Here is a 24280-nt window from a genome sequence, read left to right as displayed (position 1 = left end):
CCGGCCCGCACATCACTGCGGCTGTTGTTGCGGCGGAGAGGTTTGCGGCGGCTGAGGGTAGGGGATCTGCGCCGCGTCGCGCGATGGTGTCGGTGCTGCGGTAACTGCTGGTTCTGTGCGAGGGCGGCCAAGCACGACGATCTGCTCACCGGCCTTGTAGGCTGGTGCGACGCGGAGCTGATCGCGGGTCAGGTCGACGGTGAGGGCCTCCGATTTCTGGTCGGATGGAAAGCGCAGGGCGCGCCAGTCGACGGCAATCTGGCGGGTGCCGACGCCGAGAAAGCCGCCGAAATCAATGATCGCGGCACGGATCAGGCCGGTCTTGTCGACGATGACATCGACGATGCGGCCCATGTCCTCACCGCTGCTGCTGCGGACCCGCTTGCCAAGAATGCTCTCGACCTTCTGGCCATCGATCACCACGGCGGGAATGCCGGCATCGGGGCCGGAGTCGGCCGCGGCTTGCGGCGTCGCTATTGCGGAGGCTGACGGCGTCGCGGGTGGAGAAGCTGGCGGTGGGGGCGGCAAGGCGGAAGACGGCGACGCCGGCTGGGCGGGGGCATCGGATTGAGCAGGTGCCTGGGCGTTTGTACTGCCGATGCCAAGCGCAGTGCAAAGCAGGACCGTCCGCCCGGCGATACGGACCTGGCGCCATCGATGCACAGGCTCTCCGGTTGCGCCTCTCGACATGCATCGATCTCCCTTCTGCTCCGTGACGGCGCGACCGACAATGATCGCACATGAGGCCGGGCGTGCGATCGCATCCGCGCGCCGCGTCCCGCAGCCTCATTGGAGGCCGACCTCATGCTCTCATCACGGCGGGGATGTGGCAGTTCCAGCTGGAACCCGCCCATTGGAGATTGCAGTGCATGTATCGCGATGCGCCGGAACAAAATCGCGCGTCCGGCGTTTCCTGCGACCTCTATCGCTCACAACATCCGGCGGTCCGTTGTCGATTTCATCGCCTGCATCCCTTGTCGAAGTGGTGTCCACCCCGGACGAAACGCCGTTCTACATCGCGGCGAAGGGGCCGACCGCGCGTCCGCGCCGCACGCTGAAGCATAATGACACGTTCGCGCTGGTCGATGATCATGGTGACGTCGGCGCGTCTCCGGGCGAGCCCGATGGCATCTTCAATCACGACACACGTTATCTGTCGCGGCTGGAACTGACGATCAACGGCGTGCAGCCGTTGCTGCTCGGTTCGAACATCCGCGATGACAACACGCGCCTCGCCGTTGATCTCACCAACCCGGATATCTACGTGCGCGACCGCCTGGTCCTGCCGAAGGACACGCTGCACATCGTCCGGACGTCGTTCATCTGGAATGACATGTTCTACACCCGGTTTGGCATCACCAATCACGGCGACCGGCGGGTCGACCTGACGCTGGCGCTGGCCTTTGGCTGCGACTTCGCCGACATCTTCGAGGCGCGCGGGATGCGGCGCGCCCATCGCGGCACCTTGCGGCCGGCGGTCGTCGAGGCGCAGGACGTCCAACTCGCCTATACCGGTCTCGACGATGTGACGCGTGCGACCTCGCTGCATTTCGCGCCGGCGCCCGATCGACTGACCGGGGATGCGGCATCCTATCGTTTGACGCTGGCGCCTCATGAGCGGCAATCGATCTTCCTGACCGTAGGTTGCAACGACGGCGAGCAGCGCCAGTCGCCGGACTTCTTCCGGGGCATGGCGCAGGCGTCGCGCACACTGCGGCGGTCGCGGCGCGCGGCCATCGGGATTGGCACGTCAAGCGACGTGTTCAACCAGGTCGTGTCACGTTCCCTCGTCGACCTGCGCATGCTGACCACCGAAACCCGGGAGGGCGCCTACCCTTATGCCGGCATCCCCTGGTATTCGACGACATTCGGGCGCGACGGCATCATCACAGCGCTCGAGATGCTGTGGTGCATGCCCGCGCTGGCGAAGGGCGTGCTGTCGCGTCTTGCGGCGTTCCAGGCGATCGAGGCCGATCCGCTGAACGATGCCGAACCCGGCAAGATCCTGCATGAGATGCGCGGCGGCGAGATGGCAAAGCTGCGCGAGGTGCCGTTCGGGCTGTACTATGGCAGCGTCGACGCCACGCCGCTGTTCGTGTTGCTCGCCGGCGAATACGCCGCGCGCACCGGCGACGACGATACCATCCGGATGCTGTGGCCGAACATCGAGGCGGCGCTGGAGTGGATGCGCGTTCATTCAGCGCAGGACCCGCGAGGGTTCCTGCGCCACTCGCGCAACACCACGGACGGCCTCGCCAATCAAGGCTGGAAGGATTCGTTCGATTCCGTGTTCCACGCCGATGGCCGGCTCGCCGAAGGCTCTATCGCTCTCGCTGAGGTCCAGGCCTACGTGTTCGCGGCGAAGCGCTCGATCGCCCGGGTCGCACGGCGGCTCGGCCATCTCGACCTCGCGGCCCGGCTCGAAATCGATGCGGCCATTCTCGCCATGCGTTTCGATCAGGCGTTCTGGTGCGAGGATATCGGCACCTACGCGATCGCCCTCGACGGCAGCGGCGAGCCGTGCCGGGTGCGCACTTCGAATGCCGGCCATGTGCTGTTCGGCGGGCTGGCGTCCGCCGAACGCGCGCAGCGTGTGGTCGCCGGATTGATGGAGCCGCGCTTCTTTTCCGGGTGGGGGATTCGGACTGTGGCGTATGGCGAGAGCCGCTACAACCCGATGTCGTATCACAACGGCTCGATCTGGCCGCACGACAATGCGCTGATCGCGGCCGGCTTCGCCCGCTACGGCTTCAAGGCCGCCGCTGCCGAGCTGTTCGAGGCGGTGAGCGGCGCGGCGTCCTACATGGAACTGCGCCGGCTACCGGAGCTGTTCTGCGGCTTCCGCCGCATCCGGGGGCAGGCGCCGACGCTCTATCCCGTGGCCTGTTCGCCGCAAGCCTGGGCCAGCGGCACGCCGATCGCAATGCTGCAGGCCTGCCTCGGGATCGAGTTCGAGCCGGAGCAGAACCGCATCCGGCTGGTCGATCCGATGCTGCCGCCATTTCTCGACATGGTGGTGCTGCGCAACCTCGAACTCGGCAATGCCAGGATCGACATGGCGCTGTCACGCTATGGCGAGAACGTATCGTTGCAGATCCTGCGCAACGACGACGGCATCGAGGTGTCGGTCAGCCATCGGCGGCCGCAGGCAACGGAACCGCCTGCGGCGTGAGATCCCGGCCTAGAAGCGAGCGCGGGAATCGTGACGTGACAGGCGCGACAGCAGGTAGTCGACCTCCGCACGCGCCGTTGCGGTGAGGCTGCTGCCGGGCTTGCGCTGGGCGTCCGAGGCGATCGCGCCGCGCTTCTGCAGCACGTATTTACGCACGGCGAGGCCGACGCCCTGCTGCTGCTCGTAGCGAACCAGCGGCAGATGGGCATCGAAGATGTCGTGGGCCTTGTCGCGCTCGCCGGCCTTCGACAGCCGCACCACGTCGACCAGCATCTCCGGGAAGGCATAGCCGGTCATGGCACCGTCGACGCCACGCTCCATCTCGAAGTCGAGGAACAGGCCGCCATTGCCCGTCAGGATCGAGATGTGCTTCATCGATCCGTCCTTCTCGAATCCGCGCATCGCCGTGATCTTTTCCAGGCCCGGCCAGTCCTCGTGCTTGAGCATGACGCAGGACGGATGGTTCTGCACGATCTGGCGGAGCACCTTCGGCGTCATGACCACCGTCAGCGTCAGCGGATAGTCCTGGATCACGAACGGGATGTCGCTGCCGATCGCCTCGATCGCCTGGGCGTAATAAGTGACGATCTGGTCGTCGGTGCGCAGGTGCGACGGCGGGGCGATCATCACGCCGGCGGCGCCGCGCTCCATCGCGCCATGGGCGAGCGAGCGCATTGCCGCAAAGCCGGGTGCGGACACGCCGACGATCACCGGCACACCGGCGCGGCTGACCACCGCCCTGGTGACGGCCAGTGATTCCTCCTCGCTGAGCTTGGGCGCCTCGCCGAGAATGCCGAGGATGGTCAGCCCGGTGGCGCCGCAGCCGACATAGAAATCGGTCATGCGGTCGACCGAGGCGAGGTCGAGACGCCCGTCCGGATGGAACGGGGTTACCGCGATGGAATAGACGCCGTGGGCGGACTCGTCGAGCTTCATGGTCGGATTCCCGGTGAGACTGGAGCGCCGGCAGGCCGGTGCGGCTCCCTGATGCGCTTTTAGGCCATCGCGGCAGGCATTGCATCATCCATCGCGTCGCAGCAGCCGGCGCCCGGGCCGGCATGTTCGACCCGCATGGTGGGCATCGCAAGGTCGTGATGACGTTGGCGGCCGGACGGGGTGTCGTTATGGTATCGAAGGAAGCAGACAGCGACACAGGGACGGCACGCCACATGACCAAGGGATTGCGCAAGGGCCTCACGAGCTACGGTGACGCCGGCTTCTCGCTGTTTCTTCGCAAGGCCTTCATCAAGGCCATGGGCTATTCGGACGATGCTCTCGAGCGCCCGATCGTCGGGATCACCAACACCTACAGCGACTACAATCCCTGTCACGGCAACGTGCCGGTACTGATCGAGGCGGTGAAGCGCGGCGTGATGCTGGCCGGCGCCATGCCGATGGTCTTCCCGACCATTTCGATCCATGAAAGCTTTGCCCATCCGACATCGATGTACCTGCGTAACCTGATGGCGATGGACACCGAGGAGATGATCCGTGCCCAGCCGATGGACGCGGTGGTGGTGATCGGCGGTTGCGACAAGACGCTGCCGGCCCAGATCATGGCGGCGGTGAGTGCCGACCTGCCGACCGTGGTGCTGCCGGTCGGCCCGATGGTGGTCGGCCATCACAAGGGCGAGGTGCTCGGCGCCTGCACCGATTGCCGGCGGCTGTGGAGCGCCCATCGTGCCGGGGAGATCGATGCCGACGAGATCGCCGCGGTCAACGGCCGCCTAGCGCCGTCGGTCGGCACCTGCATGGTGATGGGCACCGCCAGCACCATGGCGTGCATCACCGAAACGCTGGGCCTGTCGCTGCCGATGAGCGCGACCATTCCCGCGCCCCATGCGGAACGGGTGCGTTGCGCCGAGGCGAGCGGCCGCCGTGCCGCCGAGATGGCGGTGAGCGGCGCGCCGCGGCCGAGCGAACTGCTGACGCCGGCGGCGTTCCGCAATGCCCAGGTGGTGCTGCAGGCGATTGGCGGCTCGACCAACGGCCTGATCCATCTCACCGCGATTGCCAACCGCACGCCACAGCGCGTCGATCTCGATGCTTTCGACACGCTCGGCCGCGAGGTGCCGGTGCTGGTCGACCTCAAGCCGTCCGGCGAGCACTACATGGAGCATTTCCACCATGCCGGCGGCGTGCCCAAGCTGCTGGCGCAACTCGGCGACCTCATCGATCTCGACGCGCGAACCGTCGCCGGCGGCACGCTGCGCGACGTCGTCGCGCAGGCCGAGGAGGTGCCGGGGCAGGATGCGATCCGGCCGCGCAGCCGCCCGATCAAGCCGGAAGGCGCGATGGCGGTGCTGCGTGGCAACCTCGCGCCGCGTGGCGCCGTGATCAAGCATGCGGCGGCGAGCGAAAAGCTGCTGCAGCATACCGGGCGTGCGGTGGTGTTCGATTCGGTCGAGGACATGACGCTGCGGATCGACGATCCCGAACTGGAGGTCGAGGCCGACGATGTGCTGGTGTTGCGCAATGCCGGCCCCAAGGGCGCGCCGGGCATGCCGGAGGCTGGCTACCTGCCGATCCCCAGGAAGCTCGGCAGCCGCGGCGTCAAGGACATGGTGCGCATCTCCGATGCCCGCATGAGCGGCACGGCGTTCGGCACCATCGTGCTGCACATCACCCCGGAGGCGGCCGTTGGCGGTCCGCTGGCATTGGTGCAGACCGGCGACCGCATTCGGCTCGACGTGCCGGCGCGCCGCATCGAGTTGCTGGTCGACGACGCCGAGCTCGCGCGCCGCCAGACGGCGCTGGCCGCGGCGCCGGCCAGAAGCGGTCCGGTGCGCGGTTATGCCAAGCTGTTCGACGCCTCCATCCTGCAGGCGGATGACGGCTGCGACTTCGACTTCATGACCCGAACGGGCGTCGCCGAGAACTGATCTCGCATGCGCCCGTCCGCGTTCAAGACGCGCGGGCGATGCGGTTCAGCGCCAGAGCTGCCACGCAGGCGAGCAGAGCGGGCACGGCGGCCGCGGCGAACAGCGTGTCGGCGCCGACATGGCGGGCAAGCATGATGCCTCCGACGAGCGGCCCGACGATCGAACCGATGCGTCCGACACCGAGCGCCCAGCCGACACCGGTCGAGCGCATGGCCGTGGGATAATAGGTCGCGACCAGCGCATTCGCCGCGGTCTGTCCGCCGACGATGCAGAAGCCGGCACAGAAGATCGCCACGGTCACGAGCGCGATCGAGTGTCCGGAATAGCCGATGGCGACGACGGCGACGGAAGCCGCGAGATAGGTCAGGGCCAGCGCACGGAAGGAGAAGCGGTCGACGAGGCGCCCCAGCGCGAACACCCCGACGACGCCGCCGACCTGCAGCATGGCGCCGACCGCGGCCGCGACGGCGATCGAGGCGCCGAGGTCGTTGAGAACGGTCGGCAGCCAGTTCGACAGCAGGTAGAGGTCGAGCAGGCTCATGAAGAACACCACCCAGAACAGCAGCGTCGCAGGAGTGCGCCGTTCGCTGAACAGATGGGCGACAGGCAGGCCGGCGAGCCTGGGTTCATGCACCCCGAAGCGCGCGCCCGGCGCGAAGGCGAGCGTTGGCGCAATCCGCTGCAGCAACGTCGCGACACGGCTGTGGTCGCGCCCCGTCAGCGCGAGGAAGCGGATCGATTCCGGCAGCTGGCGCGCCAGGAAGGGAGCGTAGAGCAGAGGGGCCGCGCCGCCGACGATAAAGACCGAGCGCCAGCCGAACGCCGGGATCAGCGCCGCCGCCAGCAGGCCACCGACCGCCGCGCCGATCGAGAAGCCGACGAACATGAACATCACCATGGTGCCGCGGCGGCGATGCGGGCTGTACTCCGAGGTGAGGGCGATGGCATTGGGCATCGCGCCGCCGAGGCCGAGCCCGGTGATGAAGCGCAGCGCCATCAGTGCGTCGAGATCGTTGGCAAGCACGGTCAGCAGCGTGCCGAGCCCGAACGCGATGGTGCTGAACACGATGATGCGTTTGCGACCGATGCGGTCGGCGATGGGGCCCAGCACCAGCGCTCCGATCATCAGGCCGAACAGTCCGCTGCTGAACACCGGGCCGAGCGCTCCTCGGGCGAGGTGCCAGTCGCGGGCAATGTCGGGGGCAACATAGCCGATCGCCTGGGTGTCGAAGCCGTCGATGAACAGCACCGCGGCACACAGCAACAGCAGTTCGATCTGAAAGCGCGACACCGGCTCGCGGTCGATGACCTCAGCGACATCGATGGTCTGCGCCGCCGAAGCAGCGTCGATGGTGTCGGCCAGAGCTGCCGTCATGTGTGCACCCTCCCAGTTGGCCCCGCCGTCCGAGGCGGGTTTCGGTCCGGCGATGGCTGTCGCAGTCCGAAATATTGTAAAATCTCTTATTGCGAGATTATGATGAGATATTGCCGTGGGTCCGGGGCGAATTTCAAGCGCTTTTGCCAATCTCCCGACGCCATGGCAGAGGACAGGCCAGCGGCCGGCGGCGCGGGCCGTGCGTCGGGTTGATGCGGCGATGAGAGCGTCGGGGCGTCGAAGGGCATGAAGGCGAGCAACAGTCTGGAGCGGGTGCTGGCCGTGCTCGAGGTGTTTTCCGAGCAGCGGCTGGAGTGGACGCCTGAGGAACTGATGCAGGAGCTCGGCTACAGCCGGCCGACGCTCTACCGCTATCTCAAGACGTTGCGCGACGCCGGCCTGCTGATGTCGACGGGCAATGCCGCGTTCACGCTCGGCCCGCGGGTGGTCGAGATGGACTATCTGGTGCGCAAGTCCGACCCGCTCGTGGTTCATGGTGCGCCGCATCTGAAAACCTTGATCGCCGAGCGGCCGTGCACGGCGCTGCTCGTGCGCTGGTACGGCAACAAGATCCTCTGCGTCGCCTCGGATGCGTCCGCGGCCCATCCGGCGAGCAGTTATCCGCGCGGGCGCCCAATGCCGCTCGGCCGCGGCGCAATCGCGCGATCGATCATCGCGTTCCTGCCGCGCGCGCGGTTGATGGCGCTGATCGAGCGCAATCTCGCCGACTTCCGCGCGGTGGGACTGGGGACGAGCGCAGAAGAGATCCATGCCAGCCTGCGCAAGGTGCGCAAGGCAGGCTTCGCCGTTGCGTTCGGCGAGGTCACGCCCGGTGCGGTCGGCATCGCCGCGCCGATCTTCGATGCTGCCGGCCATCCGGTCGCCAGCCTGTGCATGACCATCGCCGGGCATCTCGTCAGCGGTGCCGACATCGATCGCATCGGGCCGCATCTCCACGATGTGGCGCTGCAGATCGGGCAGGAAAGCTTTCCGGTCTGACCTCTGCCGCGTGGAGCGCCGCGGCCGGCGAGGGGCGGGCCCTCGGGATTCGCGCCGCGGGATGAGGGTGCGCGCTGTCAAGCCAACCCAGGATCGCGATATATCAAAATCTCGCATTATGAGATTTTACTTGATCGATCTTCAGGGAGCGTGTGTTAATGGCCACCCGGCCGCAGTGCGGTCGGGTGGCCGGCGAGCGCTCGCCGGCGTCGAATTCCGGGACAGTTACCGATGTCGAACGCAGGGGACGCTGAGGTTGTCATTGTCGGCGGTGGGCCGGTCGGCACGGGGCTTGCGATCGAGCTCGGCCAGCGCGGCGTGCGCTGTCTCCTGGTCGAGCGCTACACCGAGCCGCAGCCGATCCCCAAGGGACAGAACCTGACCCAGCGCACCATGGAGCATTTTCACTTCTGGGGCGCGGAGAAGGAACTGCGGGCGGCGCGGACGATTCCGAGAGATTATGGCATAGGCGGCATGACCGCGTATGGCACTCTGCTCGGCGAGTACCATCACGACTGGATGCAGCGCGAACTGGTCCGGCCGTTCTATTTCACCGACAACGAGCGCCTGCCGCAGTATGCGACAGAGGCGGTGTTGCGCCGGCGTGTCGCCGAAATCCCGACGGTCGAGACGCTGTACGGCTGGAATGTCGAGACCGTCCGGCAGGATGACGGCGGCGTCAACGTCGGGATCGCGGAACGCAACGGCGAGGGGCGGCGCACGCTGCGCGCCGCCTATGTGGTCGGCTGCGACGGCAGCCGCTCGACCGTCCGCGACCAGGCCGGGATCACCCAGACCCGCTTCGATCACGACCGTTTGATGGTGCTGCTGGTGTTCCGCTCGACCGGCCTGCACGAGCTGCTGTCGCGTTATCCCGGCAAGTCGTTCTACTGCGTGCTGCATCCGGAGTTGAAAGGCTACTGGCGCTTTTTCGGCCGGGTCGATCTCGGCACGACGTTTTTCTTTCATGCCCCCGTGCCGCTGGACACGACGAAGGACAACTTCGATTTCCGGCGTCTTCTCCACACAGCCGCGGGCGCCGAGTTCGATGTCGCGTTCGATCACATCGGCTTCTGGGATCTGCGGATCGCCATCGCCGACAGCTACCGTCACGGCCGTGTCTTCGTCGCCGGCGATGCGGCCCACAGCCATCCGCCCTATGGCGGCTATGGCATCAATACAGGTCTGGAGGATGCCGCCAATCTCGGCTGGAAGCTCGCGGCGACATTGCGCGGCTATGCCGGATCGAGCCTGCTCGACAGCTACGATGAGGAACGCCGGCCGGTGTTCGCCTCGACGGCGCGTGACTTCATCGAGAAGGCGATCCATACCGATCGCGATTTCCTGCAGCAGTTCGATCCACAGCGCGACCATGCCGCGTTCGCGGCCGCGTGGGCCGAGCGGACGTCCGGGGCACGCGACGAGGTCCACTCCTTCGAGCCGAACTACGAGGGGGCGTCGATCGTGCAGGGCGGTGCCGGCGCGCCGAGTGCGATCGGCCGGCATGCTTTTGCAGCGCGCGCTGGTCATCATCTGACGCCGCAGCCGTTGTCGTCGGGGCGCAACGTGTTCGACGAACTGGGCGAGGGCTTCACCCTGATCGACCTCGGTGCGCCACCGGCATTCGTGCAGGAATTCCGCCGTGCCGCAACAGCGCTGGGCGTGCCGCTGACGATCGTCACCGACAGCAGGGCGGACGGGCGCGAGCGTTACGAGGCCGCACTCATTCTCGTGCGGCCGGACCAGTTCGTCGCCTGGGCGTCGGGGGAAGCCGTCGGATGTCCCGCCGATATTCTCCGGCGGGCGATTGGTGCTGCGCCATAACCTGCACGGCCATGCGCCATCCGGTGAATTCCGTGACACGAGAACCGACTCGCGACCATTCCGGTGAACACAGGTCGAGCGAAGGCGCCAGCCCGACCTCCTGACAGCATGCAGCGGCTTGTCTCCGGCCGAGCGCGCGGGCTAGACTGCCGGCAACGCACGTCGACAATCCATCAATGAAAACAATCAATCAATGAAATCAGAGGAAACGTCATGTTGAAACGGGCCAGCGCAGCCGTCGTCGCCGCATGGGCGATGGCAGGCACCGCCATCGCCGCGGATGCCCCGAGCGAGATCAAGATCGGAACCCTGTATGCGTCGGCCGGTCGTTACGCGTCCATTTCCATGCCGGTGCACAGCGGCCTCAAGTTGTGGGTCGAGCAGAAGAACGCGGAAGGCGGCATGTATGTGAAGGCTTTCGACAAGAAACTGCCGATCAAGCTCGTGGCCTATGACGACCAGAGCAACACCGCGACAGCCTCGACGCTCTATAACCAGCTCATCACCCAGGACAAGGTCGACCTGCTGGTCGCCGATTCCGGCTCGGTGCTGACGGCGCCGGCGGTAGCGATTGCCCGCGACCGCAAGATGTTCCTGTTCAACCAGACCGGTACCGGCGCCAGCTTCTTCTCCAAGGAAAATCCCTATATCGCGCTGATGGCCGATCCGGTCTCCACCGTGTGGCCCAAGCCCATCGCGGATTTCCTGATCAACGATGGCCCCGCGCTTGGCATCAAGAAGGTCGCGATTCTCTACGCCACCAACGAGTTCACGGGTACCCAGGCCACCGCGGTGCGCAACTTCCTCAAGAGCGCCGGCTCTCAGATCGAGATCGTCTACGATCAGGGCGTTCCGACCGAGACCACCAACTACACGGTGATCATCAACAACATCAAGGCGGCGCAACCCGACGCGGTGATCCATCTCGGCTACGCGCCGAACGACATCGCCTTCCTGCGCAACGTTCAGGACGTCGGCGTCAAGTTCAAGATGCTGTTCTGCATCTATCCCGGCCTCGAGACCGAACTGCTGGAGAAGAACGTTGGCAACAAGGGCCTCGAACACGTCTTCACCTACGTGCCGTCGTCGGAGCTCGCCTACGAAACCAATTTCGGCATGAAACTCCCCGAATTCCGCGCGGCCTGGGACAAGAAGTATTCCGACGGCAAGGTCGAGTTCGGCTTCAATTCGGTCGCCGGCTACACCACCGGCCTCGTGATCGAGAAGGCGATGTCGGAGGCGACGAGCCTCGACCAGCTCGAGATCCGCCGCGCGGTGTTCAGCCTGTCGGGCAAGCTCAAGACGCTCGATGGCACCTTCGCGCTCGACGAGACCGGTGGCCAGATCGGCGAATTGACGCCGCTCGGCCAGCTCGAACTCGGCGACCACGGCCACCTCAAGTTCGTCACCGTCTATCCGCATGACGTGGCGACCGGCAAGCCGGTCTATCCGCGCCCATGATCGCAGTCAGGCGAGCGGCTTCGATCTGCGGGGGACGTCGGCGATGCTGTATCCACTGATCGCGGGCGTCCTGTTCGGGCTGTACTTCAGCCTGGTCGGGATCGGCCTCAATCTCGTGTTCGGCGTCATGCGCATCGTCAACCTTGCGCATGGCGACTTCCTGATGCTGGGCGCGTTCATCGCCTTCGGCGTGGTAACGCTCGGTGGTTTCGATCCTCTGTACGCGGTGCCGCTCGCCTTCGTCACCTTCCTGATCGGCGGCCTGCTGCTGTACCATGTGCTAGTGCCGCGGCTGCAGCGCGCCAAGGATCCGGAGATGCTGTCGATCATCCTGTTCTTCGGGCTGTCTCAGGTGATCGAAGCGGTGATGACCATCGGCTTCGGTACCAGCGAGCGCTCGATTCAGAGCCGCGAGCTTGGCCGCAGCGTCGCGGCGCTGCGCGCCCGGGTGCTCGGCGGCGACGTCGACACCGGTCCGCTCGAGCTGTTCGGCCAGTCGTTTCCCGCATCCTGGATGGCTGCGGCCGTGACCAGCCTCGTCTGCATCCTGCTGGTCTACCTCTATCTCTACCGCAGCCGGCTCGGCACCCTGACGCGGGCCGTGATGTCGCGCCGCGACGAGGCGCTGGCGTCGGGCATCGACGTCGATCGCGTCTCGGCGGCGGCCTTCGGCATCGGCCTCGGGCTCGCCGCCATCGCCGGCGTGTTCGCGCCGTTCATGTTCGGCTCGTTCACCCCGGCGTTCGGCGTCGACGCCACCGTCACCTCGTTCGTCGTCGTGGTGCTGGGCTCGCTCGGCAACCCGCTGGGCACCGCGCTCGGCGGCATCATCTATGGCGTATCCTACATGTTCGTGCAGACCTACCTCAGTTCGTGGGCGGACCTGCTGCCCTATGTGCTGCTGATCGCGATCCTTCTGCTGCGGCCGAGCGGTCTGCTCGGAAGGCGGGTGCGTGTTGCCTAACGCCGTTCGCCACCTGCTCTTGATCGTCGCGCCGCTGATCGCGGTGTTCGCCGTGCTTCCGTCGGTCTACGACAACCATCTGCTGCTGTTTAATTTTGTCATCTTCCTGGTTCTCGCCCAGGGGGTGAACATCATCTATGGCTTCACCGGCTATCTGCCGTTCGGCTATGTCGGCTTCTTCGGCGCCGGGGCCTACGGCTTTGCCATCATGGTGATGCACCTGCAGGCGCCTGCCGTGATCGCGGTGCTGGCTGCGGGTGTCGTGGCGCTGCTGCTGGCGCTGCTGTTGACGCCGCTGCTGCGGCTGTCCGGGGCCTACTTCTCGATTGCCAACCTCGCCGCGGCGCTCGCGGTGCTGCATTTCGTCGCCAACCCGGCGCTGGAGACGATCACCCGCGGCCCCTATGGCGTGTCGCTGACCGGGACCTTCAATCCATCCATGGCCTATGTCATTGCTCTGGTTCTGCTGGCAGCGACCCTTGGCGTCGTGGTGTTTCTGAAGAACTCCAGTTTCGGCCTCGCGTTGCAGGCGGTGCGCGAGGATCCGGTCAGTGCGGCGATGGCTGGCGTTCCGGTGGTGCGGATGCGGGTGATCGCCTGGCTGCTCGCCGCCGTGGTCGCGGGTTTCGCCGGCGGAGCGTTCGCCTGGTACGTGTCGGTGTTCTATCCCGACAATGTGTTCAGCTCCGAGTTCAGCATCTTCGCCATTGTGTTCGCGCTGTTTGGCGGCGTCGCCACCATCGTCGGGCCGATCGTCGGCGTGATCATTCTCTATGGCGTCTACAATGTCATCGGTTTCACGACGCCGCAGTATTTCCAGCTGATCTACGGCCTTCTGATCATGGGGCTGGTGCTGTTCCTGCCCGCGGGGCTCGCCTCGCTCGCAACCCGCCGAGGCTGGCATGTCCCCTGACGGTGCGCGCATTCTCGATGTCTCCGGTCTGATCAAGCGCTTCGGCGGCTTCCATGCGCTCGACGGCCTGAGCTTTCATGTCGCCGCCGGCGAGATTCTCGGCCTTGTCGGCCCGAACGGCTCCGGCAAGACCACGGCCATCAATGTCATCTCCGGTCTCTATCGGCCAGACGGCGGGGAGGCGATGTTCGACGGCGCCTCGATCGGCGGGATCGCTTCGCACCGCCTCGTGCGCCGTGGCATCAACCGCACCTTTCAGGTTCCCAAGCCATTCCTGTCGCTGACGGTGCGCCAGAATGTCGAGGTCGCGCTCGCCTATGGCCAGCGGTCGGGTGGGGCGGCACACAACATCAACGACCTGCTCGAGGACTATCATCTGGCGGCCTTTACCGCCCGACCGGCGAGCGAACTCAACAGTGTGCAGCAGAAGATGCTGGATCTCGTCCGGGCGCTGGCGACGCGGCCGAAGCTGCTGCTGCTCGACGAATTGGCGGCGGGCCTCAATCCCACCGAACTCGACTGGATCTCGGACAAGATCAAGGCGCTGGCCAGGAACGGTGTGGCGATCATCGTGGTCGAACACCTGATGGGGTTTATCGAGCATGTCACCGACCGTGTCATAGTCATGAACGCCGGCCGTGAGATCTTCGAGGGCAAGCTGGCGGTCGCGGTCCAGGTGCCGCAGGTGATCGAGGTGTTTCTGGGAGGCCAGCATGCTGCCTGAGACGCCGCTGATGCAGGCGCACGGCATCGATGCCGGCTACGGCACCATGCAGGTGCTGTGGGGCGTCGATCTCGACGTCCGGCCCGGCGAGACCGTGCTGCTGCTCGGCGCCAACGGTGCGGGCAAGACCACGTTCCTGAAGTCTCTCGTCGGGCTGGTGCCGGTACGCCACGGTCGCATCGATCTCGCGTCCACCGAGGTGACGCGGATGCGCTCCAGCGACCGCATGCGGCTCGGCATGACCTATATGTCCGAGCTCGGCGTGTTTCCCGATCTCTCGATCGAGGAAAACATCCGCGTCGGAGCCCAGGCGCTGGGCCATCCCGATCCCGGCGCGCGGGTCGACGAGCTCTACGGGCTGTTTCCGGTGCTGCGTGACAAGCGCCGCGCACCGGCGTCCAGCCTGTCGGGCGGTCAACGCAAGATGCTGGGGATCGCCAAGGCGCTTGCCGCCGAGCCGAAGCTGCTGGTGATGGACGAGCCGTCGGCGGGGTTGTCGCCGTTGTTCGTCAAGGAGGTGATCCGCATTCTCGGCGACCTGCGCCAGCATGGCATCGCATTGCTCATCGCCGAGCAGAACATCTCGTTCCTGGACATCGCGACGCGGGTGTTCGTGCTCGAAGGCGGTCGCATCCGCTTCTCCGGCACCGTTGCCGAGATGACGGACAACGATGCCTTGCGCCGGGCGTATTTCGGGCTCAAGTAGAGACATGACCAACTCGCTCGCCACCATGGTCGCGCCCAACGGCGCCCGTAAATTGCCGGCCGACCATCCCCACCTGCCGATCACCATCGCGGCGATCGCGGCCGAAGCTGCGGCCTGCCGCGCCGCCGGCGCACAGGCGCTGCACCTGCATGTGCGCGACGACGCGGGACGGCATACGCTCGATGCCGCGCGCTATCTCGCGGCGACCGAGGCCGTGCGGCGGACGGCCGGGCCGGACATGGTTGTCCAGATCACCACTGAAGCCGTTGGTATCTTCAAGCCACACGAGCAGATGGCGACCGTGCGCGCGGTGATGCCGCAGGCCGTGAGCATCGCGCCGAAGGAATTGATCCCCGACAGTGCGGCGGAGGCGGCGGCCGCCGAGTTCTACGGCTGGGCCCACCGCAGCGGCATCGCCGTCCAGCACATCGTCTATGCTGTCGCCGAGCTCGACTGGCTGCTCGACCTGATCGGCCGGGGGATCGTGCCCGGCGCGCGGCACTCGCTGATCTTTCCGCTCGGCCGCTATGTCGCGGGCCAGGAGAGCGATCCCTCGGAGCTTGCGCCGTTCGTCACGCGGCTGGGCGAACACGGCGGCACAGGCCGGTTCGACTGGTGGGTGTGTGCGTTCGGGCGTGCCGAGACCGCATCGCTGGTCGCGGCCGCCGCGCTCGGCGGCCACTGCCGTGTCGGTTTTGAAAACAGTTTTTTCAATGCCGACGGCAGCCAGGCGGGCAGTAATAGCGAGCGGGTGACGAACGTGCAGGCCGCGGTCGCCGGCCTGCGGCGTCCTCCGGCGTCGCGCGAGGAGACGCTGAGGTTGCTCGGTCGTCCGGCGTGAGGGCGCAGCATTCGCCGCGCCCTCGCATCGTCACTTGATCATCGGGCAGCCGCCTTCGGCGATCGGCCGGAACGCCTTGTCAGCGGGAATGGTCGAGATCAGCTTGTAGTAGTCGTAGGGGTACTTCGACTCCTCCGGCTTCTTGACCTCGAACAGATGGACTGGATGGATCACTCGTCCGTCCTGGCGGATCGCCAGTTCGCCGAACAGCTTGTCGGTGCCCTTGAAGGTCTTCATCTGCGGCACGACGATCTTGGCGTCGTCGCTGCCAGTCGCCGCCACAGCGTTGAGATAGGCGAGGGTGGAGGCATAGACGCCAGCCTGGTTGCCGCTTGGCATCTTGCCGTTCATCCCCGGCCGCTGGGCGAAGCGTCTGGCGAACGCACGGGTATCGTCATTCATGTCCCAGTAGAACGCCTCGGTGAGCAACAGGCCCTGGGCCGCCTTCAGTCCCATACCATGGACGTCGTTGATGAACAGCAGGAACGCGACCAGCGACTGGCCGCCGTCCTTGAGACCGAACTCGCCGGCTTGCTTGACGGCATTGATGGTGTCGGCGCCGGCATTGGCGAGGCCGATCACCTTGGCCCTGGATCCCTGCGCCTGCAGCAGCAGCGAGGCGAAGTCCGAGGTGCCGAGTGGGTGGCGGCTCGCGCCCAGCACCTTGCCGCCATGCTTCTGGATATAGCTGGTGGCTTCGGCCTCGATGCCCTGTCCAAGGGCGTAGTTCACCGTGAGGAAGTACCAGTCGTTGCCGCCGCGCTGCATCATCGCCGCCGCGGTGGTGTTGCCGGTCGACCAGGCGTCGTTGACCCACTGGACGGTGTTGGGTGAACAATCCTTGCCGGTGAGGTCGGAGCTTGCGGTCGACGACGCCAGCAGGGTCATGGGTGTGCCGCGCAGCAGCGCGTTGACGCCCAGGCCGACGGCGGAGTTCGGCACGTCGACCACGGCGTCGACCTTGTCGACATCAAGCCACTTGCGCACGATCGCGGTGCCGACATCAGCCTTGTTCTGATGATCGGCGTAGACAATCTCGACCTTGATGGCCTTGCCGCCGCCGTTGAAATCCTCGGCGGCCATGCGCGCGGCCTCGACCGAGCCCATGCCGTTGGTGTCCTGGAACACGCCGGAGATGTCGTTGAGGACACCGATGCGGACGACATTGTCCGAGATTTCGGCATAAGCCGGCGTCAGCGCCGCACAGGACAGCGCGAGCGCCAGCGATCGTGTCAACACGTTCATGAAAGATCTCCCTCGGGATGGTGATGTGATCCCCCGGTCGTGACGCCGGAGGTTGGAAACGACGGCCCTGCTGCGAGGGCGCGTCAGACCTGCCGATCGGGCAGGCGGAGCACGAGCCCGGCGAGATCCGGGACGATCTTGAGCTGGCAGGAGAGGCGACTACTCGGCAGCCGTTCCGCAGCCGCGCCATCGAGCAGCGCATCCTCGTCGTCGCCGATCGGCGGGACGCGATCGGTGAAGGCGTCGTCGACATAGACGTGGCAGGTCGCGCACATCGCGTTGCCGCCGCACTCCGCGACGATCTCGGCGATGCCGGCGCGGGTCGCGGCCTGCATCGCGCTCTCGCCGTCGGTGGCGTCCACCGCCTGGGCGTGGCCGTCGGGATGAATGAAGGTGATGGTGGTCATGTCGGTCGGGCTCATGCCGGCTTGAAGGTGACGGGAAGGTGCTCGAGACCGCGCAGCGTGTTGTTGTAGCGGCGCGTCACGGGCCCGGTGATCTCGATGGTGGCGACGCGGCGCGCGAGCGCCGACAGCATCACTTCGCCCTCCAGACGGGCGACGAGCTGGCCGACACACATGTGGATGCCGCCGCCGAATCCGACATGGCCGCTGGTGCGGCGGGTGATGTCGTAGCTGTCGGGGGCATCCCAGCGGCGCGGGTCGCGGTTGGCGGCGCCGAGGAACATCAGCACCTTCTCGCCCTCGCCGATGGTCAGGCCGCCGAGTTCGACGTCACGGGTCGTGGTGCGAAAGAAGGTCTGCACCGGACTTTCCAGCCGCACCGCTTCCTCGAAGGCATTGCGCGCCAGCGATGGATCGGCACGCAGCCGCGCCCACTGGTCGGGGAAGCGTGCGAGGCAGTAGATCGCGGCGCCAAGGCCGTTGACGGTGGTGTCGAGGCCTGCGCTGAGCAGCGAGCGCACCAGCAGGGGCGCTTCGGCCGCGGTGATGTCGCCGACATCGACGCGGGCATGGATGCAGGCGCCGAAGCCGCCGGGGGCGAGGTTCTCGCGCTGGCATTGTTCCTGGACGTAAGCCTGGTGTGGCGCGGAGCGCTCGATCGCGGTCTGGCGTAGCTCGTTCGGCGGGCCGAAGGCGTTGAACACGAGGCCCGCATAGGGCAGCAGGTGCTCGCGCCCGTCCTGCTTGAGGCCGAGCGCATCGGGAAACACCGAGAGCGGATAGGCTTCGGCGAAATCGGCGATGGCGTCGAAACTGCCTCTGGCGACAAGCTCATCCGCCTTGGCCTCGGCGGCGGCGGCGAAGCTGTCGCGGATCTGCTTCATCACCGCTGGCGACAATACGCGGTTGAGCACCGCGCGCGTGCGGGTGTGGGCCGGCGGGTCGGCCTCCAGGATCAGGCTCGGCGGCCGCCACGGCTTCTCCCTGGCGAAGTCGCTGAGGCCGACGCCGCGGCTGGAACAGAAGGTCTGCGGGTCGTTGAGCACCGCATGGACCTCGTTGTAGCGGGCGACCGCGTGCACGTTCCACGTGTCGAGATAGACCACGGGTCCTGCGTCCCGCAGCGCCTCCTGTGCCGGGAACGGATCGTCGAAATAGGCGATCGAGAACGGGTCGATGTCGAGGCGGGGAATCGCCGCCGACGGTGGACGGGCGCCGGTCGACGGCGTCGGGGACGAGGTGGTCGCGGCCATGGAAGCCTCCAAGATTGGTCTTGTAAAACGCCGGTCGGTGTCTCTATCTCTTGCGGTCAGTGAAACGATCGATGTGCGGCGCCGCGCGCGGCCTGGATGCAGGGACAGTCAAGAGCATGGCCAAGGACAAGGCGGCGAGCGGAGTGCGGTCCGCCGCGGTTCAGAAGGCGGTCCGGAACGGCGAGATGCTCGATCTCGAGCGCTACGTCCCGGCCCTGATCACCTTCATCGCCAACAAGCTGTCGCGTAGCGCCACAACCTACTATCAGAAGCATTTCGGCGTGAACGTCACGGAATGGCGGATCCTGTCGCTGCTGGCGCTGGAGCCGGGCATCCCGGCGTCGCGCATCTGCCATGTCATCGGCTTCGACAAGGGGCCGGTGAGCCGGACGCTGGCGCTGCTGCAGAAGCGCGATCTCGTGATTATCCGTACCGATCCGCAGGATGGCCGCAGCCACTCGATCTCGCTGACGCCCAAGGGGCGCACCACCCATGACGGTGTCATCGCCGTGGCGCTCGACCGCGAGCGGCGGCTGTTGGCCTGCCTGCGCAAGGACGAGCAGGAGACGCTGATCAAGCTGCTGCTGCGCATTCACGGCAATCTCGGCGCCGTCGTCGACCTCGCCGAGCCGGATGCCGCGGACTGACGACGTGCTCATGCCGCGGCCGCCCTGGCGCTGGCCAGCGCCTTGAGATCGAAGGTCGGATCCGCCGCCTGCGCGGGCGTCAGAGCGGTGCCGAGCAGCCGCCGGCCGACCATGTGATCGCCGGGCCTGTTGACGGACTCGACGCCCGCGAGCCGTCCGTCGCGGAAGCAGAACACCGAAAAGGCACGGCTATCGGGGTCGCCGCGCACGACATGATGGTCGTGCGGCGCGGGCAGTCCCGCGATCTGCAGCTTCAGCGGGCCCTGGTCGCTCCAGAACCACGGTACGGCGCCGTAGGGCTGCGCCGCCCCGGTAAGACGCGCGGCGACGCAGCGGGCGTGATCGACGGCGTTCTGCACCGACTCGATGCGGCCACGCAGGCCATCCGCGAACGGTTGTGGAAATGCCGCGCAGTCGCCGATCGCCGAGATCGCCGGATCGTCCGTCGCGAGATGGGCGTCGACGACGATGCCGTTGTCGGTGGCAAGGCCGGCGTCGGCGGCGAGTTCGATGTTGGGGACGACGCCGATGCCAACCAGCACGAGGTCGGCGGCATGGCGAACGCCGTCGGCCGTCTCGACCGCGGTGACATATCCCTTCGGACCGATCAGACGTGTGACGGCGGCGTCGAACACGAACCGCACGCCGGCGGTCTCGTGGGCGCGCTGGAAGAACGACGACATGGTGGTGGACAGCGCCCGCGCCATCGGCCGTGCGGCGGCTTCCAGCACCGTTACCGCGCAGCCGCGTGCGGCGGCAAACGCAGTGAGTTCGAGGCCGATGAAGCCGGCGCCGACGATGACCACGCGTTCGACGCCGGCAAGGCGGCCGCGCAGCCAGTCGCCCTCGGTCGCAGTGCGGAGATAGGCAACGCCGTCGAGGTCGCTGCCCGGCACGGCGAGCCGGCGGTTGCGTGTGCCGGTGGCGAGCACGAGATGGTCGTAGGGTAGCGCGATGCCATCATCGAGGCTGACCTGCCGGCTGGTGCGGTCGATCGCGATGGCGCGTCGGCCCGCGGTGATGTCGATGTTCGCCTGAGTGAAGAACGCCGCCTGCCGCAGCGCCAGCGTGCTGCGGTCGGTGGTGCCCGCGAGGTAGGCCTTCGACAATGGCGGTCGCTGATAGGGCAGGCCGTCCTCGTCGCCGACAAGGCGGATAGTGCCGGCAAAGCCATTGTCGCGCAGCGAGGCTGCGGCCTGGAAGCCGGCCTGGCCTGTGCCAATGATCACGACATGACGACAGTCGTCGCCGGCGCGCGCGTCCATGCGTTGTCCCTCCCAGCCGCGATCCCGGCGGGTGGCCCGCTCTGACGTCCGATCGCTGACGTGACGGGAGCCTCTCATGTGTTTGTTGCCTTGGCAACCAAAATCTTATGGGTAATCCTGCCACGGGGACGCCGGTTTCCGGGACTTTTCCCATCGGGATTCACCCCGCTGAAACCCGCGGCAGGCATGCTGCGGCAACGTTTCGGGAACGGATTCGCGGCGACATGATCGACGGGCAGCAGGGATCGGCGCTGGCGGTGCGCGGATTGACCAAGCATTTCGACCGCCCGGCGGTCGATGCGCTCGACCTCACGGTGCACGCGGGCGAGTTCTATGCGTTGCTCGGCCCCAACGGCGCCGGCAAGACCACGACGCTGCGGATGGTGGCCGGCCTGTTGCCGCCCGATGCCGGCGCGATAGCGGTGTGGGGTATCGATGCGCGGCGTGATCCGGTCGCCGCCAAGCAGGTGACGGCGTGGGTCTCGGACGAGCCGATGATCTACGACAAGCTCACGCCCCTCGAATACCTCGAGTTCATCGCGGGGCTGTGGGGGTGTGACGCGAGGCAGGCCGATCACGCGGCGCACGAGCTGCTGGCATCGCTCGGGCTCGCGGCGCACCAGCACGAGCGCTGCGAAGGTTTCTCCAAGGGCATGCGTCAGAAGGTGGCGCTCGCCGGCGCGCTGATCCACGAGCCGCGCCTGATCATCCTCGACGAGCCGTTGACCGGCCTCGACGCGGTATCGGCGCGCCATGTCAAAGGCCTGCTGCAGGCGCGGGTGCGCGCCGGCTGCACCGTGATCATGACCACCCACATCCTCGAGGTCGCCGAGCGCATGGCCGACCGGATCGGCGTCATCGCCGCCGGTCGGCTGATCGCCGAAGGCACGCTCGCGGAATTGCGCCAGCGTAGCGGCGAGGCCGAGACGACGCTGGAGGAAATGTTCGTCGCGCTGGTCGGCGGCGAGGCCGCGGCGGCATGAGCGCAAGCCTCGCTTTCGTCGCGCGGCACGAGATCCGCCTCGCATGGCGCGATTTCATCGGCATGCTGACGGCGGGACGTCCGCGGCGCGCCCGCGGCGCGATCGTCGGGCTCGTGGCGCTCGCGCTGTTCCTGCACTTGCCGGCCTACGCCATCGTCGGCCGTTTCGCTGATATCGCCGACCGGCCGGACAAGGCCTCGCTGATCGTGATCGCTGCGAGCCTTGCACTGGCTTGGGCGCTGATCCTGTCGCAGGCGATGGAGTCGGTGACGCGGATGTTTTACGCGCGCGCGGACCTCGACCTGATCATGTCGTCGCCGGTGACGCTGTCGCGGCTGTTTTCGGTGCGCATGGCGGCGATCGCTCTCGCCGTCACGGTCATGGCGCTGTTGCTGTCGGTGCCGTTCGTCGACGTGCTGGTGATTGGCGGCGGGGTGCGCTGGCTGGCGAGCTTCGGCGTCATTGTCGCGGTCGGCGTCTCGGCGGCGGCGGTGGCGATCGCGCTGACCATCGTTCTGTTCCGCAGCATCGGCGCCAGGCGGACGCGGCTCGTCGCCCAGATCACCGCGGCGGTGATCGGCGCGGGCTTCGTGATCGCGCTGCAGATTGCCGCGATCCTGTCCTACGGAACGCTGTCGCGCTTCGCGGTGCTGACGTCGTCGGCGGCCGCCGTCTATGTTCCGGACGAGGCCAGCGTGGTGTGGTGGCCGGTGCGGGCGCTGCTTGGCGAGTGGCAGCCGCTGATCGCGTTGCTTGCCATCAGCCTGCTGCTGCTCGGCAGTATCATGCTGGTGGTGGTGCCCGGGCTTGCCGCGGATATCGCGCGCGCGTCGGCGTCGACGGTTGCAATCGGGCGGTCCGCCGGTTCGACCCGGCGGTTCGCGGTGGCTTCGCGGGCCCAGGCGCTGCGACGCAAGGAGTTGATGCTGTTGCGTCGCGATCCCTGGCTGGTATCGCAGACGCTGATGCAGCTGCTCTACCTGGTGCCGCCGGCGGTAATGCTGTGGCGCAGCTTTTCCGACAGCGGCGTGGCGCTGATGCTGATCACGCCGGTGATCGTGATGGCTGCGGGCCAACTTGCCGGTGGCCTCGCGTGGCTGACCATTTCCGGCGAGGATGCTGCTGATCTCGTGGCGACGGCGCCGCTGCCGCCGGCGCGGGTGATCCGCGCCAAGGTCGAGGTCGTTCTCCTGGTCATTGCGCTGGTGGCCGCGCCGCTGGTGCTGCCGCTGCTGTGGATTTCGCCGTTCCAGGCTGCGGTCACCGCGGCCGGCGTGATCGTCGCGACACTGTCGGCGGCCGCCGTCCAGCTCTGGTTCCGCGTACAGGCGCGGCGCAGCCAGTTCCGCCGCCGCCAGACGTCGTCGCGCGTCGCGACCTTCGCGGAGGCGTTCTCGTCGATCGGCTGGGCGGCGACGTCGGCGCTGGCGCTCGCCTTGCCGGTGCTCGCCGCCATCACCGCCGGCCTGACGCTGGCGATGCTGGCGCTGACCTGGAAGATCAGTCCGCGGCCGCGGTGAAGCGGCCGGCCGATACTGCGCGCGCGGCGACGTCGCCGATCGCACCGACGACGGCGTCGGTGATGCCCGGATCCTGCAGCGAGTGGCCGGCTCCCTCGACCACGCGCACCTCCGCGTCCGGCCATTGTGCGACCAGCGCATGCGCCGTCGCCGGCGGACACAGCAGGTCGTAGCGTCCCTGCACGATGACGCCGGGCACGCCGCGCAGCCGGTGCGCACCGTTCAGCAATGCATCGGGGGGCAGAAAGCACGCGTTGCTGAAATAGTGCGCCTCCATGAACGGCGTCGTCGGCAAGGGCCGGACGCGGTCATGCAGGGCGTCGCGATCGACCCGTGTGCGGCCGGGACGTAGCTCCGACAGCGCGCGCTCGGTGTCGTACCATGCCCGCACCGCGGGGGTGTGCACGGCGGGATCGGGGTCGAGGATGCGTCGCCAGTAGGCATCGAGAGGGGCCGAGCGCTCCTGCGGCGGCAGCACCGCGAGGAAGTCGTCGAACAGCGCGGGATGAACGCGGGGCAGGCCGCCAAGAAAGGCCCAGTCGAGCTCGGCGCGGGTACCGAGGAAGGTGGCGCGCAGCACCAGACCGGCAACGCGGTCGGGGTGCTGCTCGGCGTAGGCCAGCGCGAGCGTCGCGCCCCACGAGCCGCCGACTACCAGCCAGCGCTCGAAGCCGAGCAGGTTGCGGATCGCCTCCATGTCGGCGACGAGATGCGCCGTGGTGTTGGCGGTTCGTGCGCCACGCGGGCGGCTGAGGCCGGCGCCGCGCTGATCGAACAGCACCACATGGAAGCGTGTCGGATCGAACAGCCGGCGATGGTCGGGCTGGCAGCCGCTGCCGGGGCCGCCATGGAGGTAGACCGCCGGCATGCCACGCGCATGGCCGACCGTTTCGACATAAATTTCGTGCCCGTCACCGACGGGCAGCATCTGGCGCGTCAACCGCCCGTCGGGTTGAGCGTCGCGACCGTCAGGCGCCATGGCGCGTCATGCCCTGTGTCATTCGATCCCTCGTCTGCCGGGTGGCCGATGAGGCCGCCGGTCGGGCAGATATAGGGAGGCTGCAGCCGGATGCGAAGCACCCCGCCACCGGAGATTGCATGG

General features: G+C 67.1%; 21 protein-coding genes. 13 read left to right on the top strand and 8 right to left on the bottom strand.

Annotated elements, in window-relative coordinates; genetic code table 11:
- Window positions 1–12: 12 nt before the first annotated feature.
- The gene (locus tag JQ639_RS35620; RefSeq protein ID WP_349644756.1) at window positions 13–423 is read right to left on the bottom strand and encodes a PRC-barrel domain-containing protein; all 411 of its coding nucleotides are present in this window, start codon (window positions 421–423) and stop codon (window positions 13–15) included.
- A 526-nt stretch (window positions 424–949) separates the two neighbouring features.
- On the opposite strand from JQ639_RS35620, the gene JQ639_RS05865 reads away from it, so the two are divergent.
- Window positions 950–3172, top strand: coding sequence for an amylo-alpha-1,6-glucosidase (locus JQ639_RS05865; protein ID WP_249123664.1), 2223 nt, complete (start codon window positions 950–952; stop codon window positions 3170–3172).
- Window positions 3173–3181: 9 nt separating this feature from the next.
- On the opposite strand, the gene JQ639_RS05860 is transcribed toward JQ639_RS05865, so the two are convergent.
- Window positions 3182–4108: a dihydrodipicolinate synthase family protein gene (locus tag JQ639_RS05860; RefSeq protein ID WP_211970259.1), complete on the bottom strand. Its 927-nt coding sequence runs from the start codon at window positions 4106–4108 to the stop codon at window positions 3182–3184.
- A gap of 233 nt (window positions 4109–4341) precedes the next feature.
- Between JQ639_RS05860 and JQ639_RS05855 the strand changes: the two genes are divergently transcribed.
- Window positions 4342–6054, top strand: a complete 1713-nt coding sequence (locus tag JQ639_RS05855; RefSeq protein ID WP_211970258.1) for an IlvD/Edd family dehydratase — start codon at window positions 4342–4344, stop codon at window positions 6052–6054.
- 22 nt (window positions 6055–6076) lie between these two features.
- Here the strand turns inward: JQ639_RS05855 and JQ639_RS05850 are convergent, their stop codons facing one another.
- Window positions 6077–7429, bottom strand: a complete 1353-nt coding sequence (locus JQ639_RS05850) for an MFS transporter (RefSeq protein ID WP_211970257.1) — start codon at window positions 7427–7429, stop codon at window positions 6077–6079.
- A gap of 246 nt (window positions 7430–7675) precedes the next feature.
- Here JQ639_RS05850 and JQ639_RS05845 point away from each other — a divergent pair, with 246 nt between their 5' ends.
- The 8 genes from JQ639_RS05845 to JQ639_RS05810 all read left to right on the top strand — a co-directional run bounded on the left by JQ639_RS05845 (window position 7676) and on the right by JQ639_RS05810 (window position 15861).
- A complete protein-coding gene (locus JQ639_RS05845; protein ID WP_211970256.1) occupies window positions 7676–8428 on the top strand; it encodes an IclR family transcriptional regulator in 753 nt (250 codons plus the stop codon).
- 231 nt (window positions 8429–8659) lie between these two features.
- Window positions 8660–10252: an FAD-dependent monooxygenase gene (locus JQ639_RS05840; protein WP_211970255.1), complete on the top strand. Its 1593-nt coding sequence runs from the start codon at window positions 8660–8662 to the stop codon at window positions 10250–10252.
- A gap of 213 nt (window positions 10253–10465) precedes the next feature.
- On the top strand, window positions 10466–11713 hold the full coding sequence (locus JQ639_RS05835; protein WP_211970254.1) for an amino acid ABC transporter substrate-binding protein: 1248 nt from the start codon (window positions 10466–10468) through the stop codon (window positions 11711–11713).
- A 43-nt stretch (window positions 11714–11756) separates the two neighbouring features.
- Window positions 11757–12677: a branched-chain amino acid ABC transporter permease gene (locus tag JQ639_RS05830; protein ID WP_211970253.1), complete on the top strand. Its 921-nt coding sequence runs from the start codon at window positions 11757–11759 to the stop codon at window positions 12675–12677.
- Window positions 12667–13590: a branched-chain amino acid ABC transporter permease gene (locus JQ639_RS05825; RefSeq protein ID WP_349644757.1), complete on the top strand. Its 924-nt coding sequence runs from the start codon at window positions 12667–12669 to the stop codon at window positions 13588–13590. The genes JQ639_RS05830 and JQ639_RS05825 overlap by 11 nt, the downstream gene beginning before the upstream one ends.
- Window positions 13580–14314 (top strand): ABC transporter ATP-binding protein, encoded by a 735-nt coding sequence (locus tag JQ639_RS05820; protein WP_211970252.1) that lies wholly within the window; start codon window positions 13580–13582, stop codon window positions 14312–14314. The genes JQ639_RS05825 and JQ639_RS05820 overlap by 11 nt, the downstream gene beginning before the upstream one ends.
- Entirely contained in the window at window positions 14304–15020 is a 717-nt protein-coding gene (locus JQ639_RS05815; protein ID WP_211970251.1) for an ABC transporter ATP-binding protein, read from the top strand. The genes JQ639_RS05820 and JQ639_RS05815 overlap by 11 nt, the downstream gene beginning before the upstream one ends.
- Window positions 15021–15024: 4 nt before the next feature.
- Window positions 15025–15861 carry a beta-keto acid cleavage family enzyme gene (locus tag JQ639_RS05810; RefSeq protein ID WP_249123663.1) on the top strand — a complete coding sequence of 279 codons (837 nt, stop codon included), beginning with the start codon at window positions 15025–15027 and terminating at the stop codon, window positions 15859–15861.
- 30 nt (window positions 15862–15891) lie between these two features.
- On the opposite strand, the gene JQ639_RS05805 is transcribed toward JQ639_RS05810, so the two are convergent.
- From JQ639_RS05805 to JQ639_RS05795, 3 genes are all read right to left on the bottom strand, one after another.
- Window positions 15892–17106, bottom strand: coding sequence for an ABC transporter substrate-binding protein (locus JQ639_RS05805; RefSeq protein WP_211970250.1), 1215 nt, complete (start codon window positions 17104–17106; stop codon window positions 15892–15894).
- Between the two features lie 83 nt (window positions 17107–17189).
- On the bottom strand, window positions 17190–17513 hold the full coding sequence (locus JQ639_RS05800) for a 2Fe-2S iron-sulfur cluster-binding protein (protein WP_211970426.1): 324 nt from the start codon (window positions 17511–17513) through the stop codon (window positions 17190–17192).
- An 11-nt stretch (window positions 17514–17524) separates the two neighbouring features.
- Window positions 17525–18763: a cytochrome P450 gene (locus JQ639_RS05795; RefSeq protein ID WP_211970249.1), complete on the bottom strand. Its 1239-nt coding sequence runs from the start codon at window positions 18761–18763 to the stop codon at window positions 17525–17527.
- 185 nt (window positions 18764–18948) lie between these two features.
- On the opposite strand from JQ639_RS05795, the gene JQ639_RS05790 reads away from it, so the two are divergent.
- The gene (locus JQ639_RS05790; RefSeq protein ID WP_249123679.1) at window positions 18949–19410 is read left to right on the top strand and encodes a MarR family winged helix-turn-helix transcriptional regulator; all 462 of its coding nucleotides are present in this window, start codon (window positions 18949–18951) and stop codon (window positions 19408–19410) included.
- A gap of 8 nt (window positions 19411–19418) precedes the next feature.
- On the opposite strand, the gene JQ639_RS05785 is transcribed toward JQ639_RS05790, so the two are convergent.
- Window positions 19419–20675, bottom strand: coding sequence for an NAD(P)/FAD-dependent oxidoreductase (locus tag JQ639_RS05785; RefSeq protein WP_211970247.1), 1257 nt, complete (start codon window positions 20673–20675; stop codon window positions 19419–19421).
- 224 nt (window positions 20676–20899) lie between these two features.
- On the opposite strand from JQ639_RS05785, the gene JQ639_RS05780 reads away from it, so the two are divergent.
- Together JQ639_RS05780 and JQ639_RS05775 are read left to right on the top strand one after the other, a co-directional pair.
- Window positions 20900–21658 (top strand): ABC transporter ATP-binding protein, encoded by a 759-nt coding sequence (locus JQ639_RS05780; protein ID WP_211970246.1) that lies wholly within the window; start codon window positions 20900–20902, stop codon window positions 21656–21658.
- Complete coding sequence (locus JQ639_RS05775; RefSeq protein WP_211970245.1) at window positions 21655–23178, top strand: permease; 1524 nt, start codon at window positions 21655–21657, stop codon at window positions 23176–23178. Before JQ639_RS05780 ends, JQ639_RS05775 begins: the two co-directional genes overlap by 4 nt.
- On the opposite strand, the gene pip is transcribed toward JQ639_RS05775, so the two are convergent.
- Window positions 23159–24157, bottom strand: a complete 999-nt coding sequence (gene pip, locus JQ639_RS05770) for a prolyl aminopeptidase (RefSeq protein ID WP_211970244.1) — start codon at window positions 24155–24157, stop codon at window positions 23159–23161. The two genes, JQ639_RS05775 and pip, sit on opposite strands and share 20 nt — an antisense overlap.
- Window positions 24158–24280: the final 123 nt, after the last annotated feature.

This window comes from Bradyrhizobium sp. U87765 SZCCT0048, assembly GCF_018131225.1.
Classification (GTDB): domain Bacteria; phylum Pseudomonadota; class Alphaproteobacteria; order Rhizobiales; family Xanthobacteraceae; genus Bradyrhizobium_A.
This window is presented reverse-complemented; position numbering and strand designations above follow the sequence as displayed.

Excerpts from the sequence above, each read along its gene's own strand:
- JQ639_RS05860 (WP_211970259.1), bottom strand. The coding sequence starts at position 4,108 with ATGAAGCTCGACGAGTCCGCCCACGGCGTCTATTCCATCGCGGTAACC.
- JQ639_RS05855 (WP_211970258.1), top strand. The coding sequence starts at position 4,342 with ATGACCAAGGGATTGCGCAAGGGCCTCACGAGCTACGGTGACGCCGGC.
- JQ639_RS05850 (WP_211970257.1), bottom strand. The coding sequence starts at position 7,429 with ATGACGGCAGCTCTGGCCGACACCATCGACGCTGCTTCGGCGGCGCAG.
- JQ639_RS05845 (WP_211970256.1), top strand. The coding sequence starts at position 7,676 with ATGAAGGCGAGCAACAGTCTGGAGCGGGTGCTGGCCGTGCTCGAGGTG.
- JQ639_RS05840 (WP_211970255.1), top strand. The coding sequence starts at position 8,660 with ATGTCGAACGCAGGGGACGCTGAGGTTGTCATTGTCGGCGGTGGGCCG.
- JQ639_RS05835 (WP_211970254.1), top strand. The coding sequence starts at position 10,466 with ATGTTGAAACGGGCCAGCGCAGCCGTCGTCGCCGCATGGGCGATGGCA.
- JQ639_RS05830 (WP_211970253.1), top strand. The coding sequence starts at position 11,757 with ATGCTGTATCCACTGATCGCGGGCGTCCTGTTCGGGCTGTACTTCAGC.
- JQ639_RS05820 (WP_211970252.1), top strand. The coding sequence starts at position 13,580 with ATGTCCCCTGACGGTGCGCGCATTCTCGATGTCTCCGGTCTGATCAAG.
- JQ639_RS05815 (WP_211970251.1), top strand. The coding sequence starts at position 14,304 with ATGCTGCCTGAGACGCCGCTGATGCAGGCGCACGGCATCGATGCCGGC.
- JQ639_RS05810 (WP_249123663.1), top strand. The coding sequence starts at position 15,025 with ATGACCAACTCGCTCGCCACCATGGTCGCGCCCAACGGCGCCCGTAAA.
- JQ639_RS05805 (WP_211970250.1), bottom strand. The coding sequence starts at position 17,106 with ATGAACGTGTTGACACGATCGCTGGCGCTCGCGCTGTCCTGTGCGGCG.
- JQ639_RS05800 (WP_211970426.1), bottom strand. The coding sequence starts at position 17,513 with ATGACCACCATCACCTTCATTCATCCCGACGGCCACGCCCAGGCGGTG.
- JQ639_RS05795 (WP_211970249.1), bottom strand. The coding sequence starts at position 18,763 with ATGGCCGCGACCACCTCGTCCCCGACGCCGTCGACCGGCGCCCGTCCA.
- JQ639_RS05790 (WP_249123679.1), top strand. The coding sequence starts at position 18,949 with ATGCTCGATCTCGAGCGCTACGTCCCGGCCCTGATCACCTTCATCGCC.
- JQ639_RS05785 (WP_211970247.1), bottom strand. The coding sequence starts at position 20,675 with ATGGACGCGCGCGCCGGCGACGACTGTCGTCATGTCGTGATCATTGGC.
- JQ639_RS05780 (WP_211970246.1), top strand. The coding sequence starts at position 20,900 with ATGATCGACGGGCAGCAGGGATCGGCGCTGGCGGTGCGCGGATTGACC.
- JQ639_RS05775 (WP_211970245.1), top strand. The coding sequence starts at position 21,655 with ATGAGCGCAAGCCTCGCTTTCGTCGCGCGGCACGAGATCCGCCTCGCA.
- pip (WP_211970244.1), bottom strand. The coding sequence starts at position 24,157 with ATGGCGCCTGACGGTCGCGACGCTCAACCCGACGGGCGGTTGACGCGC.